This is a genomic window from Staphylococcus sp. ACRSN, from assembly GCF_022346615.1.
Classification (GTDB): domain Bacteria; phylum Bacillota; class Bacilli; order Staphylococcales; family Staphylococcaceae; genus Staphylococcus.
The window spans coordinates 120,408-136,473 of record NZ_JAKRNS010000005.1 but is presented as its reverse complement, the minus strand read 5'-3'; the positions used below and the strand labels follow the sequence as shown (position 1 = coordinate 136,473).

Annotated in this window: 18 protein-coding genes; 5 read left to right on the top strand and 13 right to left on the bottom strand. The window is 31.6% G+C overall.

The window, feature by feature from the left end; genetic code table 11:
* Positions 1-34 precede the first annotated feature (34 nt).
* Together MHZ36_RS06585 and MHZ36_RS14380 are read right to left on the bottom strand one after the other, a co-directional pair.
* Positions 35-604, bottom strand: coding sequence for an ANTAR domain-containing response regulator (locus MHZ36_RS06585; protein WP_239230463.1), 570 nt, complete (start codon positions 602-604; stop codon positions 35-37).
* The gene (locus tag MHZ36_RS14380) at positions 582-2,024 is read right to left on the bottom strand and encodes a sensor histidine kinase (RefSeq protein ID WP_343237202.1); all 1,443 of its coding nucleotides are present in this window, start codon (positions 2,022-2,024) and stop codon (positions 582-584) included. The genes MHZ36_RS06585 and MHZ36_RS14380 overlap by 23 nt, the downstream gene beginning before the upstream one ends.
* Before the next feature lie 402 nt (positions 2,025-2,426).
* Between MHZ36_RS14380 and trhO the strand changes: the two genes are divergently transcribed.
* Positions 2,427-3,380: an oxygen-dependent tRNA uridine(34) hydroxylase TrhO gene (gene trhO / locus MHZ36_RS06575; protein WP_239230459.1), complete on the top strand. Its 954-nt coding sequence runs from the start codon at positions 2,427-2,429 to the stop codon at positions 3,378-3,380.
* A 131-nt stretch (positions 3,381-3,511) separates the two neighbouring features.
* On the opposite strand, the gene MHZ36_RS06570 is transcribed toward trhO, so the two are convergent.
* Together MHZ36_RS06570 and MHZ36_RS06565 are read right to left on the bottom strand one after the other, a co-directional pair.
* A complete protein-coding gene (locus tag MHZ36_RS06570; protein ID WP_239230457.1) occupies positions 3,512-4,351 on the bottom strand; it encodes a YitT family protein in 840 nt (279 codons plus the stop codon).
* Positions 4,352-4,572: 221 nt separating this feature from the next.
* The gene (locus MHZ36_RS06565) at positions 4,573-5,640 is read right to left on the bottom strand and encodes a flavin monoamine oxidase family protein (RefSeq protein ID WP_239230455.1); all 1,068 of its coding nucleotides are present in this window, start codon (positions 5,638-5,640) and stop codon (positions 4,573-4,575) included.
* Positions 5,641-5,863: 223 nt separating this feature from the next.
* Between MHZ36_RS06565 and MHZ36_RS06560 the strand changes: the two genes are divergently transcribed.
* Positions 5,864-6,289, top strand: coding sequence for a MaoC family dehydratase (locus MHZ36_RS06560; protein ID WP_239230454.1), 426 nt, complete (start codon positions 5,864-5,866; stop codon positions 6,287-6,289).
* A gap of 283 nt (positions 6,290-6,572) precedes the next feature.
* Positions 6,573-7,550, top strand: a complete 978-nt coding sequence (locus tag MHZ36_RS06555) for an alpha/beta hydrolase (RefSeq protein WP_239230452.1) — start codon at positions 6,573-6,575, stop codon at positions 7,548-7,550.
* A gap of 94 nt (positions 7,551-7,644) precedes the next feature.
* Here the strand turns inward: MHZ36_RS06555 and MHZ36_RS06550 are convergent, their stop codons facing one another.
* The 7 genes from MHZ36_RS06550 to MHZ36_RS06520 form a co-directional block, all read right to left on the bottom strand.
* Positions 7,645-8,496 carry an aldo/keto reductase gene (locus MHZ36_RS06550; protein ID WP_239230450.1) on the bottom strand — a complete coding sequence of 284 codons (852 nt, stop codon included), beginning with the start codon at positions 8,494-8,496 and terminating at the stop codon, positions 7,645-7,647.
* A gap of 5 nt (positions 8,497-8,501) precedes the next feature.
* Positions 8,502-8,912 carry a MerR family transcriptional regulator gene (locus MHZ36_RS06545; protein WP_275432153.1) on the bottom strand — a complete coding sequence of 137 codons (411 nt, stop codon included), beginning with the start codon at positions 8,910-8,912 and terminating at the stop codon, positions 8,502-8,504.
* Positions 8,913-9,005: 93 nt separating this feature from the next.
* Positions 9,006-9,755 carry an SDR family oxidoreductase gene (locus tag MHZ36_RS06540; RefSeq protein WP_239230446.1) on the bottom strand — a complete coding sequence of 250 codons (750 nt, stop codon included), beginning with the start codon at positions 9,753-9,755 and terminating at the stop codon, positions 9,006-9,008.
* A gap of 74 nt (positions 9,756-9,829) precedes the next feature.
* A complete protein-coding gene (locus MHZ36_RS06535; RefSeq protein WP_239230444.1) occupies positions 9,830-10,228 on the bottom strand; it encodes a cupin domain-containing protein in 399 nt (132 codons plus the stop codon).
* A 28-nt stretch (positions 10,229-10,256) separates the two neighbouring features.
* A complete protein-coding gene (locus MHZ36_RS06530; protein WP_239230442.1) occupies positions 10,257-10,577 on the bottom strand; it encodes a carboxymuconolactone decarboxylase family protein in 321 nt (106 codons plus the stop codon).
* Between the two features lie 143 nt (positions 10,578-10,720).
* Positions 10,721-11,605 carry a LysR family transcriptional regulator gene (locus MHZ36_RS06525; RefSeq protein WP_239230440.1) on the bottom strand — a complete coding sequence of 295 codons (885 nt, stop codon included), beginning with the start codon at positions 11,603-11,605 and terminating at the stop codon, positions 10,721-10,723.
* A gap of 102 nt (positions 11,606-11,707) precedes the next feature.
* A complete protein-coding gene (locus tag MHZ36_RS06520; RefSeq protein WP_239230438.1) occupies positions 11,708-12,532 on the bottom strand; it encodes a LysR substrate-binding domain-containing protein in 825 nt (274 codons plus the stop codon).
* Positions 12,533-12,656: 124 nt separating this feature from the next.
* Between MHZ36_RS06520 and MHZ36_RS06515 the strand changes: the two genes are divergently transcribed.
* On the top strand, positions 12,657-13,649 hold the full coding sequence (locus tag MHZ36_RS06515) for a YeiH family protein (RefSeq protein WP_239230437.1): 993 nt from the start codon (positions 12,657-12,659) through the stop codon (positions 13,647-13,649).
* A 159-nt stretch (positions 13,650-13,808) separates the two neighbouring features.
* Here the strand turns inward: MHZ36_RS06515 and MHZ36_RS06510 are convergent, their stop codons facing one another.
* Positions 13,809-14,654 carry an SDR family NAD(P)-dependent oxidoreductase gene (locus MHZ36_RS06510; protein ID WP_239230435.1) on the bottom strand — a complete coding sequence of 282 codons (846 nt, stop codon included), beginning with the start codon at positions 14,652-14,654 and terminating at the stop codon, positions 13,809-13,811.
* A gap of 87 nt (positions 14,655-14,741) precedes the next feature.
* Between MHZ36_RS06510 and MHZ36_RS06505 the strand changes: the two genes are divergently transcribed.
* Complete coding sequence (locus MHZ36_RS06505; protein WP_239230433.1) at positions 14,742-15,122, top strand: MerR family transcriptional regulator; 381 nt, start codon at positions 14,742-14,744, stop codon at positions 15,120-15,122.
* 114 nt (positions 15,123-15,236) lie between these two features.
* Here the strand turns inward: MHZ36_RS06505 and MHZ36_RS06500 are convergent, their stop codons facing one another.
* Positions 15,237-15,950: a transglycosylase family protein gene (locus MHZ36_RS06500; protein ID WP_239230431.1), complete on the bottom strand. Its 714-nt coding sequence runs from the start codon at positions 15,948-15,950 to the stop codon at positions 15,237-15,239.
* Between the last annotated feature and the right edge of the window lie 116 nt (positions 15,951-16,066).

Below are 16,066 nucleotides of genomic sequence, written 5' to 3'. Positions count from 1 at the left end.
TTGCTCTTATATATTCACTTGTATCAATACAATACTATGATTCTAATTGTTTAATAACTTTCATTGCTACTTTTTCAATTTCTATCTGATTATCCATGCTCAATTTCCTCAACCTTTGATACGCCGCCTCTTCAGAGATGCTTAATCTTTGCATGATAAGACCTTTTGCACGTTCAATAAGCTTTCGATTTTCGATTTGCTTGTAAGATTGTGTAACTTCTTGTTTCAAAGCATTCATACGATTTGACTGTGACAATGCAATCTCTACTGCTGGCAATAGTTGTGCTTCAGCTATCGGCTTCACAATATAGCCTACAATATTTGATTGTTTTGCTTCATTTACAAATTCACTTTGACTGTATGCTGATAATATCAATATTGGTATATCATATTTTTTACTAATAATTTTACTCGCCTTCAAACCGTTTAACTTCGGCATTTTAATGTCCATAATAATTAAGTCAGGCATGCGCTCTGCTGTAGCTTCTATTGCTTTTTCACCATTACTCACTGCCGAAACAACATCATAATTCGCTGATTTTAACATCTCGACAATATCGAGACGCACAATCGATTCGTCTTCAACCACCATAATTTTCTTCATAACAATTGCTCCCCTTGTATTGAAAATTAATTTGTCCTATAGTGCCAATTCGATTTCTTTCAATTTTAAACGATCCCTCCAGATCATTTTCAGCTATGGTATTAATAATATTGAGACCAAATGATTCTTTATATTTCTGTTCCCCTTTACCATCATCTTGTACCACTAATATCATTTCATTTTTATATGATTCATAAATTAATTTCATTTCAATATTACCTTCGCTCTGATGATTAAATGCATGTTTTACGCAATTAGATATCAATTCATTCGCTATCAAAGCTAATGAAACTGCTATGTTAGAAGGTAGTAAAATCTTTTGATTTATATGGTACGAGATATGTATATCACATGTTTCTGAAGTTTCATTATATATGAGCATATTACCAATTTTTTTAATTAGTTTTCCTATATTTACTTTATCTGTATGAGATTCGTCTAATATCACTTCGTATACTGATGCAATACTCAATATTCGATTTAAGCTTTCTTGAAAATGCCCTTTGCTTTCTTCAGGTAAGCCCCTTCGCATTTGAAGTCTTAATAAACTCGCAACAGTTTGCAAATTATTTTTCACTCGGTGATGAACCTCTCGAATAGCTACTGATTTAGAAATTACTTCTTTTTCTTTTTGTTTTAAATCCGTAATATCTTGCATTAAAATTAAGTGACCCGTTACTACATTATGTTCAAATAATCTAATACATTTAACTCGAAAATAATAACCGTTTATTTCTCTTTCTTCTATTGTAATAATTTGTCCGTCCGTAAGCATGTTTTCAATACACGGAAAAAGTTCAATAAATGAGATTCCTGTTTTACAATTGACCTCCAAAGCGTTTTTCACTAATTCATCTGCAGTTAAATTGTAATAACGAATATTTAAATCATAATCAATATTAAAAATACTTTCTTCAATCATATCTGGAAAACCGATACGACTTTCATTTGATTGCGACACGATCCTACTCAAAGTATCAGTCGCCTCAGTTAATGCCTTAAGTTTATCTTCTTCCAATACTGTATCGCTAACATCTTTTTCCATAATTAATGCCCCAACAATCGACTCATTAACAGATATAGGTGTCACATTTTGTTCAACCACTTTTCCCTCTTGAGAAACAGCACGATGTTGATATACTGGAATACCTGTCTCTATTGTTTTAAATACTGCTGGTTCAAATTTTTTATAGACATTTTGAGTCAACACAGAAGTTTGATATAACGCATCGTCATATTTTGGTCTGGCTTCTGCTACCACAATATAGTGATCCGGTTCCGTGGATGGGCAATCAATAAAAACAAATGCATGATTTAAATTCGCTATATCTTGTAAATGATTAGCCAATTGTTCAACCTTAAATATGTCAATCTCCTTTAAACTTGTGTACGTATTGCATATATCTCGTGTAGTTTGCACAATACATCATTCCAAACTTTAATGTTTTGAATATTCGGATAATTATATTCTTAACCTATTATGTAATTTTGCTCAAAAAATGTCAACGAGAAACCAAAGTGCAAAATAGCCACACTACAATATATTGAATGGTTTTTGTTTATTGTTTTATTAAAAAATATTGTCCAAATTAAATTGGTTCAGAATAATACTTTACACTTTTCAAAATTTTTGAATTGAATAATACACCTTTTTTGTTACAATATATTGAGGAGAATTTTGTGTTTTTACACAAATCAATAACATTGTATTAGCTTTTGCACTAAAAAAGCCATTTCAATACTTTATAAATCAAATTAATTTCAATTCAAGCTGATCTTAATATAAATTGATAAGAAAAAATAAATAGAAGGAGCATGTAAAATGGATTACAGAGTATTATTATATTATAAATATACAACCATTGAAGACCCCGAAACATTTGCAACTGAGCATTTAGATTTTTGTAAAGATTTAGAATTAAAAGGCCGTATCTTAGTGTCAGGCGAAGGTATTAATGGCACAGTGTCTGGTACAATCGCAGCAACTGACAAATATATGGAAACTTTAAAAGCAGACCCACTTTTTGAAGGTATTACTTTTAAAGTAGACGAAGCAGAGGCACATGCTTTCAAAAAAATGCACGTACGTGCAAGAAATGAAATTGTTGCTTTAGATTTGGAAGATGATGTAAATCCTAATGAATTAACTGGTAAGTATTTATCACCAAAAGAATTTAAAAATGCTTTGTTAGAGGATGATACAATCGTAATTGATGCTAGAAACGACTACGAATATGACTTAGGTCATTTCCGTGGTGCAGTACGACCAAACATTACAAGATTTAGAGATCTACCTGACTGGATTAAAGAAAATAAAGAGCAATTCATGGATAAAAAAATTGTTACTTATTGTACTGGCGGCATTCGTTGCGAGAAATTTTCAGGTTTCTTATTAAAAGAAGGATTTGAAGACGTAGCACAACTTGAAGGTGGTATTGCCACTTATGGTAAAGATCCTGAAGTACAAGGTGAATTATGGGACGGTAAAATGTATGTCTTCGATGAAAGAATTAGTGTTGATGTAAACCATGTAGAAAAAACAATTGTAGGTAAAGAATGGTTTGATGGCACACCTTGCGAACGCTACATTAATTGTAGTAACCCAGAATGTAACAAACAAATTTTAGTGTCAGAAGAAAATGAAGCACGTTATTTAGGTGCTTGTTCTCATGAATGTGCTGCTCATGATAACAATCGCTATGTAAAAAAACATGATATTAGTGACGCTGAAAAAGCGAAACGTCTTGAAAACTTCAATACTTTAGTCAATCAATAATTAATTATTTCTAAATTATAAAACGATGCAGATTTAAAGTTTAAAACATCATTATCTATTCATAAAAAAACAGAGCTAATCCGTAATAACGTTGGATTAGCTCTGTTTCTATTTTTTATTTTAGAGTTTTATTATTGAACTTTCATGAAACCATTCCCTAAGACATCCCTCACATCATGAATCACTAGAAATGCATTTTCATCATAAATATTAACAATTTTTTTAATTTGCGATAATTGATTTTGAGGTACAACAACATATAATATCTTACTTTCTTGCTGGCCATATCCGCCTTCACCATTTAGTAATGTAGACCCCCGGCCCGTATCCTCATTAATTTGACGGCTGATTTTCGCATTATAAGCAGACATAATCGTAATTGCCTTTTTCGGATTAAATCCTTCAATCACAAAGGTCATACTTTTCTCTACAATAAACAACATTACGATTGTATAAAGTACATTTTGTACTGGTAACACTAATAAAAATGACACTACAATTAAAGTATCTAAAATAAATAAGGCTTGAGAAGTTTTAATCTCTGAATATTTATTAATTATTTTTGCAATAACCGATGTACCACCGAGTGTACTTCGTGCTGATATTACAAATCCTGATCCAATACCAATCAATACACCAGAAAACACTGTATTAATAAAGTCCGAATCTACATTTAATGTCAAATGTTCAGTTAGACCAATAAACAGCGAACTAGATACAACTGTAATCAACGTATAAACTGCTGTCGTTTTACTTAGAAATTTCCAACCAACCATAATCAGAATTACATTAATAATTAATGATGTAAGCGCTGGAGACCAACCTAAAGTGTATTTTAATATTAAAGATATACCGACCGTACCACCTTCACCTAAATTAGAAGCAATTACAAACGCATTGATCCCTATTGCGATAAGAAAAGTTCCCAAAATACAAAAACAAATATTTTTTAAATGAATTCTATAGACCATCTTCACAAGCCTCACTTTCTTTATATTTTTAAGTTATATATGACTATTATTTACTATGCTTTTTCACATAAAAAGAACTTCTTAGCTAATAACTAAAAAGTTCAATTTCATACGCTATTTATTATTTTTTTCAACACAAACACACATATTAATACAATTACACAATCATTTCAATTGTAAAAGTTCAAATCATTATAACTTATTTTTAACTTAGACATATATCACTTTGTTAAATTGTTGAATGCATATTCTGCAGAAGCTAACGCCCCCTCAAGATGCCCTCCATTATTGGTATCATACTCAGTCCCTGCGAAGTATACGTTATCCAAGTAAGCTGGCGGTTGTCCATAAGTAGGAAAGCTTTCAATATTTAATGTATCTCCTGATGTCACCGTATTTTTGTCTTGAGACCAGTCTTTATAGTAAAAAGCTTTATAATCTCTTGCTTGTTCACCAAATAATCTCACTAATTGACTAATTACCTTGTCCTCAATGCTTGCTTCCGTTTCTCTACTTCTGTCCGCTGGTGTCATACCAAAGAACCCAAACAGAGCACTATCACCATTCGGCGTTGACACATCATAAATTTCTCGTAACGGGCCTTGCCAACTGATTGCATTGCCAGATAATCCATCTATTCTCCAAAATGCTTGTTCATATGTAATGATTGCTTTAGCTTGAGCACCCATCCATGTCGGTTTATTTAACAAATCCACCTTCACTTCTTCTGGTAACTCTGGTGTAAAGTCAATATTCTCAAATAGTAATCTCGGTGGCAATGTAAATACGACCGCATCTGCATCATATTTTTTTACTTCTCCTGACAATTTGTTTACTGCCGTTATAGTATATGTTTGATTTTTATTATGTTTTATAGCGTTAGCACGTGTGTTAAGTTCAATGTCTAGTGATGGTATTCTTCGATAAATCGCTTGTACTAATGCATTAATACCACCTTCAATACGCATACAATAGCTGTTAAGTTCTGATGATTTAATAAACTTTACAGGTTTGTTGTCATTCAATTCTAATAAACTTTGCCCATTATTATATTGCTCTATCGTTGATAACTTTAATTCTTCTATTAGTTTGACAATTTTTGGTTCCTTTTCTGGCCAAAACCAAGTTGGACCTAAATCATAATAATTATCGCTCGAAGGTATTTCTGTTAAAATACGTCCACCTATTCTGTCACGTGCTTCTATCATATTAAATGTAATATCAGAGTTTGATAATAAATCTGCTAGTCTCAAACCACTGATACCGCTACCTACTATTAGTACATGCATATATAACCCTCTCTTTTTAGAAAATTCAAACAATTATATGTTTCATATTTTACTACTTATTCCATAGCTTGAATAGAAAACTTTAGCAATTATTACAAATATCAATTTGCCTATATTTCAGTTCAAACTGTTAATCGTATGAATTGAAAGGTCCTTCATTTTAAGTGTATAACTATAAGTAGTAATTTAATTTATAGAAATATATTAGAAAGTGAGTTTACATATGAAATTTGATGATTTTTCAATAGGCGATACATTTAAGACAGCAACATATCAAATCAGCGAGGACGAAATTATAAAATTTGCAAGTGAATTCGATCCTCAATATATGCATATAGATAAGAAAAAAGCATCAGAAGGCCGCTTCAATGGCATTATTGCTTCTGGTATGCACACCATGTCATTATCTTTTAAACTATGGGTTGAAACAGGAAAATATGGTGAAGATGTTGTTGCAGGTACACAAATGAACAATGTTAAATTTTCGAAACCTGTTTACCCAAACGATACATTACGCGTTGTAGCTGAAGTTACTAATAAGCATTCTATAAAAAAAGAAAACGGACTGTTAACAGTTGCGCTCACTACCTATAATCAAAATGACATCATTGTATTTAAATCTGAATTAACTGCCCTTTTAAGCAACTAAATAATACACATCTCACAAACTAGTCATTCACAAAATATGTATGACTAGTTTTTTGTTATTTTACGAACTTTTCATGGTACCTCTTTAATAATACCTTCCTATTAATCCAATACACTTTCATTAACACTTCTAAATTTTTATAATGCATTTTAAGCATATCTAATATTACGATATAAGCATTTAACATATAATGATTTTCATTCTATCATTAATTATTATCAGTTATAGTATTTCTCTAAATTCACTATTTATAAAATTAAAATTTACAAAGGAGACCATAGATATGGCAAATGATAAAATAGAATTAACAAATACTTGGGACAAAGTTTTTCCAAAAAGCGTAAATGTAAAACATCAGAAAGTTACTTTTAAAAACCGATTCGGTATACTGATTGCTGCAGATTTATACGTGCCGCAAAAAATAAGTTCAGAGAAACTACCAGCATTAGCAATTAGTGGTCCATTTGGTGCTGTAAAAGAACAATCTTCAGGACTATATGCACAGACAATGGCTGAAAGAGGCTTTCTAACCATATCCTTTGATCCTTCTTATACAGGTGAAAGTAGTGGCACTCCACGCTATGTAGCTTCTCCAGACATCAATACTGAAGATTTCCAAGCTGCAGTTGATTTCTTATCAGTTCATGACAAGGTTGATCCAAATAGAATCGGTCTTATCGGAATTTGTGGTTGGGGTGGTATGGCATTGAGTGCTGCTGCGATCGATACACGTGTAAAGGCAACAGTAACTTTAACGATGTATGATATGACGCGTGTAAATGCAAATGGTTACTTTGATGAAGAAGACAGTGCAGAACAACGTGACAAGAAACGTCGTTCGTTAAACGAGCAACGTATCACTGATTTTGTTAATAATACTTATGAAGTAGATGGTGGCATCGTTGATCCTTTACCAAATGATGCGCCAGAATTTGTAAATGGCTATCACAATTATTATAAGACAAAACGCGGCTACCATTCCCGATCATTAAACTCTAATAACGGTTGGAACATCACTATGCCTCTATCGTTTTTAAATTCTCATTTACTAAGCTATATTAATGAAATTAATAGTGCTGTTTTATTAGTTCACGGTGATAGTGCACATTCAAGATATTTCAGTGAAACAGCGTACAGTAACTTAACAGGTGACAATAAATCATTGATGATTGTTGCTGATGCTGTTCATACCGACTTATATGACAACTTAGACAAAATACCATTTAACCGTATAGAATTATTCTTCAATGAATATTTATAAATATATAAATAAGGAGACGCCACAAGTTAATGTGGCGTCTCACTTTATTGCTATATAATTTCTAACTTACATATTGAACAGTTACTTGAACAAACTAAATATCAAACTTCACATTTGAAATGTTTTTAATGCGTTCAGGATCTTTATGGTCAAAAAATTGACTTTGATCTGTATTCAAATCAGTAATTCGTTTCATATCTTCATCCGTTAATTCAAAATCAAATACATCAATATTTTGACGAATTCTTTCTTCTTTAACAGATTTTGCTAACACAATTATATCTCTTTGAACTAGCCATCTTGAAATTACTTGAGCCACAGATTTATTATATTTCTCGCCAATTTCAATTAATACTTCATTTTCAAACAAGTTGTTTCTGCCTTCAGCAAATGGTGCCCAAGCTTCTGTATAAACACCTTGTGATTTATTAAACTGATCTAAATCATCACGTTGATGGAATACGTTAACTTCAATTTGATTTACAGCAGGCGTAATTTCATTAAATGCAATGAGGTCCATTAAACGATCTTCTGAAAAATTAGAAACACCTATCGCTTTAATTTTACCGTCTTTATACAATTCTTCCATCGCTTTCCAACTGCCATGTACATCTCCATATGGTTGATGGATTAAATATAAATCAATATAATCTAAGTCTAATCTTTGCAATGATTTTTCAAAAGCTTTTTTCGTATTTTCGTAACCTACATCTTGAACCCAAAGTTTAGTTGTAACAAAAATTTCTTCACGCGGTACACCCGATGCTTTAATTGCTTGACCAACTTCACGTTCGTTCATATATGCTGCAGCAGTATCAATATGTCTATACCCATTAGCTAGTGCAGCCTTTACACTATTTACTGCTTCATCTGAATTTTCAATTTGATATACACCAAAACCCAATTGTGGCATTGAAATGCCATTATTTAATGTTACATTTGTCATTATTATCATCCTCTCATTGTTATTTCAGTTTCTTCATTATTGTTGAGTACTGACTCCAACATATTAACTTCTTCAGTGTCATACATTGAAATTTTTGTATTTAACAGCGTCAAAGTTTCTTTCATTTGTTCTATATTATTTAATAGTGCTTCTCTTTCTTTATATAAAATGTCACGTCTCGTATCCTTTGTTTCATCACCTTGGTGATATAAATCAATATACTTCGAAAGGGCATCAATTGATAATCCAGATTTCCTCATACACTTAGCAAGATTAATCCAATTTAAATCTGCTTCACTATAATTTCTAATACCACTGGATGAACGGCTTATTTTAGGAATGATGCCAATTTTTTCATAGTATCGCAATGTATCTATACTTATATTCATTTTTTCACTAACTTCTGATATCAGCATACGGTTTTACCTTTCTTTTTAAGCGTTTTGTTCTATAGTAACTTAAACAACTATTGCGTACTTTATTTTATAATAAAGTACGCTTGATCATTTCTAAACTTGTTGTGCTGTAGGTCTTACAATAAATTCATTAACTGCTGTATCTTCGTCCATATTAATCGCAAACGCAATTGTTTTTGCAATTCTTTCAGGACTGACAGCAAATGCGTCATACATCTGATCAATACCTTGTTTATTTTCATCATCAGTCACGGAATTTGGTAATTCTGTATCAATCGCACCTGGAGAAACAATTGTCACACGTATATTACTTTGTGCTTGTGCTTCTTCTTGTCTCAATGCTTCACTAATTGCTCGAACTGCATATTTTGTACCGCTATAGACGCCGCCACCAGGGTGTGTAAGATGTCCTGCTACAGACGAAATGTTAATATATTGCCCACTTTGTTGCTCTCGCATATAAGGTAAGCCAGCCGCAATGCCGTTCAGTACACCTTTGATATTTACATCAATCATTTGATTCCAATCATCAATACGCTTCTTAATAAATTCGGAATGTGGCATTAAGCCAGCATTATTAATCCAAACATCTATACTACCAAATTCGTCTTGCGCTAATTTTGCTAGTTGCTCTACTTCTTCTATTTGAGTCACATCCGTTACTTGATAAATTGCCTCGCCGTTTTGTGACTTGATTTTATTCACTATTTCTTTTAATTTATCTTCTCTTCTAGCTGCTAATACAATTTTATTTCCTTGCTCTGCTAATAATAATGCAGCTGCTTCGCCTATACCGCTGGAAGCACCTGTAATAACTATAACTTTATCATTTTGATTTGCCATAATCAGTAAAACCTCCATTTTTTGTATATTGGTATCATAATCCTTAGAGTGGGCTCTAGGTCAATAAATATAACTTATAATTTTTCATAAACTTCATCAGATACTGGTTCTAACCATTCATTCCATGCATTTTTAGCTGGAATTTCTATCGCAATATGAGTAAACCAACTGTCATGTGTTGCGCCATGCCAGTGCTTCACTTCTGGAGGTATATTCACTACATCTCCTGCTTTAAGTTTCTTAGCTGGCTCTCCCCATGCTTGATAGTATCCTTCACCTGCTGTTATCAATAAAATTTGACCACCGCCATGGTGAATATGCCAATTATTTCTACAAGCTGGTTCAAAGGTTACGTTACCAACTACAACACGTTCAGTTGATAGCATATTTAAATAACTTTGCCCTATAAAATATTCAGCAAATGTTTCATTCTTTTTTCCTATATCGAATATCATATCTTTTTCAATATCCATTTCTTTTTCCTCCGAATTACTTATCAAACTATGATTCATATATTTCCTGGGCAATATTAAAAGCGGTCCATGCACTAGGCCACCCATTGTAAAATGCCAAATGTGTTATAACTTCAACCATTTCTTCCTTTGTTATTCCGTTTTCTTTCGCTATTTTCATATGTGCTCGTAATTGAGGAAATGCGCCTTGCGTTAACAAACTTGAACACGTAATTAAACTTCTTTGGTGTAATGACAATTTTTCTTCTCTCGACCACACTTCACCAAATAATACATCGTCATTCAATTCAGCAAATTGAGGTGCAAATTCACCCAAATTATCTCTTCCGGCTATTTGTTTTTTCACCACAAATACCTCCTACCAATAAATGCTTTATATAATTAAAAAATGAGCCTTATAATAACTTACATGAATAAACCAACTCATTTAATGTACAGTTATTATCATAAGACTCATTTTCATCTCTGACCAATGCTTATATAGTTTTACTTTTATGCCTCAAAAGCATATTTCATTCTTTTAATGAATTCATGTACCACAGGTGTTAATGCGCGTTGCTTTTTCCAAGCAACTATACACTCTGTTTCAATCGGTGGGTTTAATGGTAAAAACTTGATGCCTTGTGAATTCCAATCCGTCCCTGAACCTTTTATTGCTAATGCATTGGCCACCTTATTATCAACCAACGGTATAATATTAAAAATCAGATTATACGTTCCTATGATTTTAATATTTTTAAAATAATTCCCAGACCATGCTTCCAACATATTTTGAATCTCTTTTCTCCCGGAACACAATAGTGGTGAAAAAGTTAAGTCAATCGGTTCAACATATGACTTATTCGCTAACGTTGACTTTTCAGGAACAAGTAGTCCCCACTGCTCCTTTCTAGGTAATCGGATTTTTTCATATTTATTGGTTGTTGTAGGCTCTAATAAAATAGCTAAATCTAATAATCCCTTGTCTAATTTATCTGTAATATCATGACTCGTTCCACTAAAAATCGTAAAAGTAACTTGAGGATAATCTGTAACGAGCTCTTCAAGAATTAATGCAAGCGTATCTGAATTATCAGCTTCTACACATCCAATTGAAATATGGCCACTAAATAATAATTCTTTATGTGTAGTAAATTCTTTTTCAGTTTGTTCTGTTAAGTGCAATATCTCATCAGCTCTATCTTTTAAAAAATGTCCTGCATCCGTTAAATGTAGTTCCTTTTTTTCTCTATAAAATAGTGATGTTCCTAGTTCATCTTCGAACGCTTTCAATTGTCTACTTAATGTTGGTTGTGTGATATGTAATACACTCGCAGCACGTGAAATACTCTTTTCTTCGGCAATAGTCTTAAAATATTTTAATAATCTATAATCCATTTTCACGCCTCCATTATTAATAAATATAACTAAAAATTCACTTCTATTTTCTGTCGTATATTAATCAATCATTTTGTGAGATTACAGTTAACATCCGACCATTTACGAATGCTCTAAATTCTCAATTAAAATTTTCAAATTAGTATCAATATATTTATTTTTATGCGTCAATAGATAAAAATAACGCTCTATATTTAATGGGGTTATATCTAAAATTTTATAATCTGTAGGCGTTAGTGTTGATTTTGAAACAATTGCAAAGCCATTACCTGCATGTACCATATGTTTGATTAGTGTAGTATTATTTATTTCTACTAAATATGGATTTAATTTCAATTGGGACAAACCTATTTCTTGATATACTCGGGTTCCAGATCCTCGTTCTCTAATAAAACATCTATCTTCATTACTTACATTTATATTACGCCGAATTAAAACCATTTCATCTTTAGCAATTCGTGAAGTATTTATCATATGATCTTGAATTTCTTTTTCAACTATCCCTAAATCAATTGTATTATTTTTTATATTTTCAATCATCGTTTCTGAATTATCTAATCTTACATTAATACGTAAATCTGGATAGCATGTTACTAAATCTGTTAAATGTTGTGATAGTTTATATTCCCCGTATGTGTAACTACTACCAATTGTTAGTTCACCAGCTACTTTATTATGCTCCTCTTTTAAATCATGCCAAAGTTCAGCTTCCATTTGAGCTCTCTGTAATGCATATCGAAACAGCTTTTTCCCATCATTTGTTAAGCTCATTTTTGAATGATTAAACTCAAATACCTTTATCTCATATTTATTCTCCAAACGCTTGATATCTCTACTTACAGAAGGTTGAGATGTATATAAATTTTCAGCTGCTTTTGTGAAACTTCGTTCCTTTACCACTTCAGTTAGCACTTTATATGGATCCATAATATCACCTCTATTGATTTGTAAAAATTATATCATAACAAATTTGTTATACATATAATTCAATATATTTATTTAACGTTATAATCATCTGGTGCTAGACTTTTAAACAAGGGGGCACACTGATATGAAAAATCTACAAAGCAAATCTTTTTATTTTGGACTTTTATTTACTTTTTTCATTGCTATCATAAGCCTATTAAGTTCTCATTTACCTATAATCAATAAGATTGGTGCATTATCAATTGCTATTATCATCGCAATTATTTTTAGACAATTAAAAGGTTATCCCGAAGCATATCGTTCAGGAATCACTTTTTCTTCCAAGCGTTTATTGAAATTAGCAATTATATTATATGGACTAAAGTTAAATATTAATGATGTTATTGGCAATGGTAGTCATTTATTAATCATAGATTGTGTTGTGATTGTATTTAGCATATTATTCATTCTATTCATTAATCGTTTCATCAAAGGTGACCAGAGTCTTACCTTACTGTTAGGTATTGGAACAGGGATTTGTGGTGCAGCAGCAATCGCAGCAGTTACGCCCATACTAAAAACAAAAGAGAAAGATACCGCAATTAGTATTGGTATTATCGCTTTAATTGGTACAGTTTTTTCATTAGCTTACACATTAATATATTCTATATTTTCAATATCTCCGCAAAGTTACGGCGCTTGGTCTGGTGCCAGTCTTCATGAAATTGCACATGTCATATTAGCAGCAGATTTTTCTGGAGATCAAGCATTGAAAATTGCCTTATTAAGTAAATTAGGACGTGTATTTTTATTAATACCTGTAAGCCTTATATTGATTTTTATTATGAAAGTTAAAGATAAATCCAATAAACAATCACAACATATTAATACACCTTATTTTTTAATAGGGTTTATACTAATGGCAATCATAAACACCTATGTAAATATTCCAGTTGCAGTTATGAATGTTATTAACGTTCTAACTACCATTTGCTTACTTATGGCAATGGTCGCTTTAGGACTCAATGTTTCTTTAAAAGATTTAAGACACCGGGCACTCAAACCTTTAATTTCTGTTACTATTACTTCTATTTGTTTATCCTTACTCACGTACTTACTTATTGATTTAATTTATTAAATTGACTATGCCTTCCCTCTTAAATCTTAAAAGCACGACAAATGCTATTATATTCTGATAGCATTTGTCGTGCTTTTAAGTATTTACACCTCAATTTAATCATTCTATATTTAGCTGAACACGAACTACAAAATATACCAGTATCATTTAATTCTATGATTAAAATCGTTGGCTAAATTGCACAATACTTCTTATTTTCTCCTCTGTATATTGACTAGATAATTGTATTATTTTGCCTTTTTCATTAAAAAATTTACCTGTTGTTGTTGATAAATTCTTGTCCAATGCTAGTTTCAACCCAATCTTAGGATTTGTTTCTGAAAAGACATTAAACACCATACCCAATAATTTACCAAATATTTTGTATGATAATGATCCTATGAAAGAATGAGGACTAGCATAATTCGAATCAGTGACAAAACCAGGATGGAATATATTCACAGTAACTGATGTTTCACTTAATCTTCTTGATAAAGCTTTTGTATATAATACTTTAGCAGTCAATGCTTCTATAATCATATTACTTTGATTACTACAAATTTGTTGAAAAGATGGAAAATTCTTTTTCCCTCTATTAATAAGCATTGGTAGCCCTCCTACAGTCAGAATACGGCCTTGTTCAGATTGTTTTAATAATGGTAACAAAGATTCAGTGAGCCAAAAGTGACCTAAATAATTCACGACAAAATTTTTATTATATCCATTTTTGGTTTGTTCTTCTTTTTTTAAAAAAGCCCCTGCTGCATTCACTAAAATATCTACTCTTTCTATTTTTGATTGTAATTTATTTGAAAAGACATCAATATCTTCTTTAGATGTTAAATCTACAGAATAGAAAGTTACTTGAGTATTTCCAGTTAATTGTATAATCTCTTCTTTCGCTTGTTTTCCTTTTTCTTTATTTCGACCAATTAATAAAATAGTCATATTATTTTTGGCTAAATCAATAGCTGTTTTTTTTCCTACCCCAGAAGTTCCACCAGTTATAACTGCAATTTTATTCATAATTTTATCCTCCTAATTTATACTTGGTATTTTAAATAATTTCATTGTATACTAGGGACCAAACTCCATAGCAAGGTGGTTATATGAATGATGACAAAATTTTTTTCTACAAAAGAGGTCATTGAACTTACTGGATTTTCAAAAGACACACTTCGTTACTATGAAAAAATCGGCATAATTTCCAACGTAATTCGAAATAGAAATAATTATAGACAATATACGGAAGAAAATATTAACTGGTTAATATTGGTTCAATATTTAAAAAAATTAAACATCAGTACTAATGAAATAGCGAAATTTCCTAACTTAACAATTGAAGAAAGTAAAATATATATTAAAAATTATCAACAAGAAATTAGGAATAAAATAAAAGAGTTAAATGACATTGATGATAAATTAACAGTAAAGCTAGAAGCGCTTAATCAAGAGAGATTTGAAAAATCACGTTCATTAAAGACATTTCTATAATTATTCATTAAAAAATGAGCCTAAGTAGCAATACCTAGGCTCATTTACTGTTTCTTTTTAACTATTACTTTAAAAAATCAAAATCGATATCATTTAATAAATTTATATTTTTGATTATGCAGTTACCCATTGTGAAGCACCAGCTGAGTTATAAAGTTTAACTGCTGCTGCATCTTGTACTGATTCAGGAGCTTCCGTAGGAGATACACCTTGATATTGTGCAGGTGCTACTGAATCCCATGTACTTTGTAAGAATTGATATTTACCTGCTGCACCTGATGAAGGGTTAACAGCTTTCAAGTCGCCACCTGATTCACGTTGAGCAATTTGTTGTAAATGAGAGTTAACATTTACAGAAGAACCTGATGATTCTTCACTGCTTGAAGTATTTGATGATTGTTGTTGAGTTGTTGCTTCTTGTTGTTGTGATGATTGTTGTTGAGTTGCTGCTTCTTGTTGTGGTTGTTGAGTTTGTTCCGTTTGTGGAGCTGCTTCTTGTTGTGGTTGTTCTGTTTGAGTTGGTTGTGCTTGTTCTGTTTGTTCTGATGCACTTGAACTATTTCCTGAACCTTCACCGTAACTCCATGTAAAGTTTTCACCGTCTGATTTAAAGTTATAGTTCACACCATCTTGATTGAAATTATAGTTATATGAACCTTCTTGAACTGGAGATTCATTTAATTGTTGTGAGTTTGATTGCGCTAATTGTGCTAGTTCTGCTTTATTGACACCTTGACCTTGTTCTGCAGCGTCCGCTGAATTTCCTGCTGCTACACCTGTTACTCCAAGACCTACTGCTAATGTTGATGCGATTACTGTTTTTTTCATTTTAATAAAATCCTCCTATAAGGTAATTAGTTATTTGATTAATTTGCTAGTTACAACTCTAACATCTATAAAAGGACTGTAGGTTACAGTGAGGTGAAAAAAACAATCGATTTTTT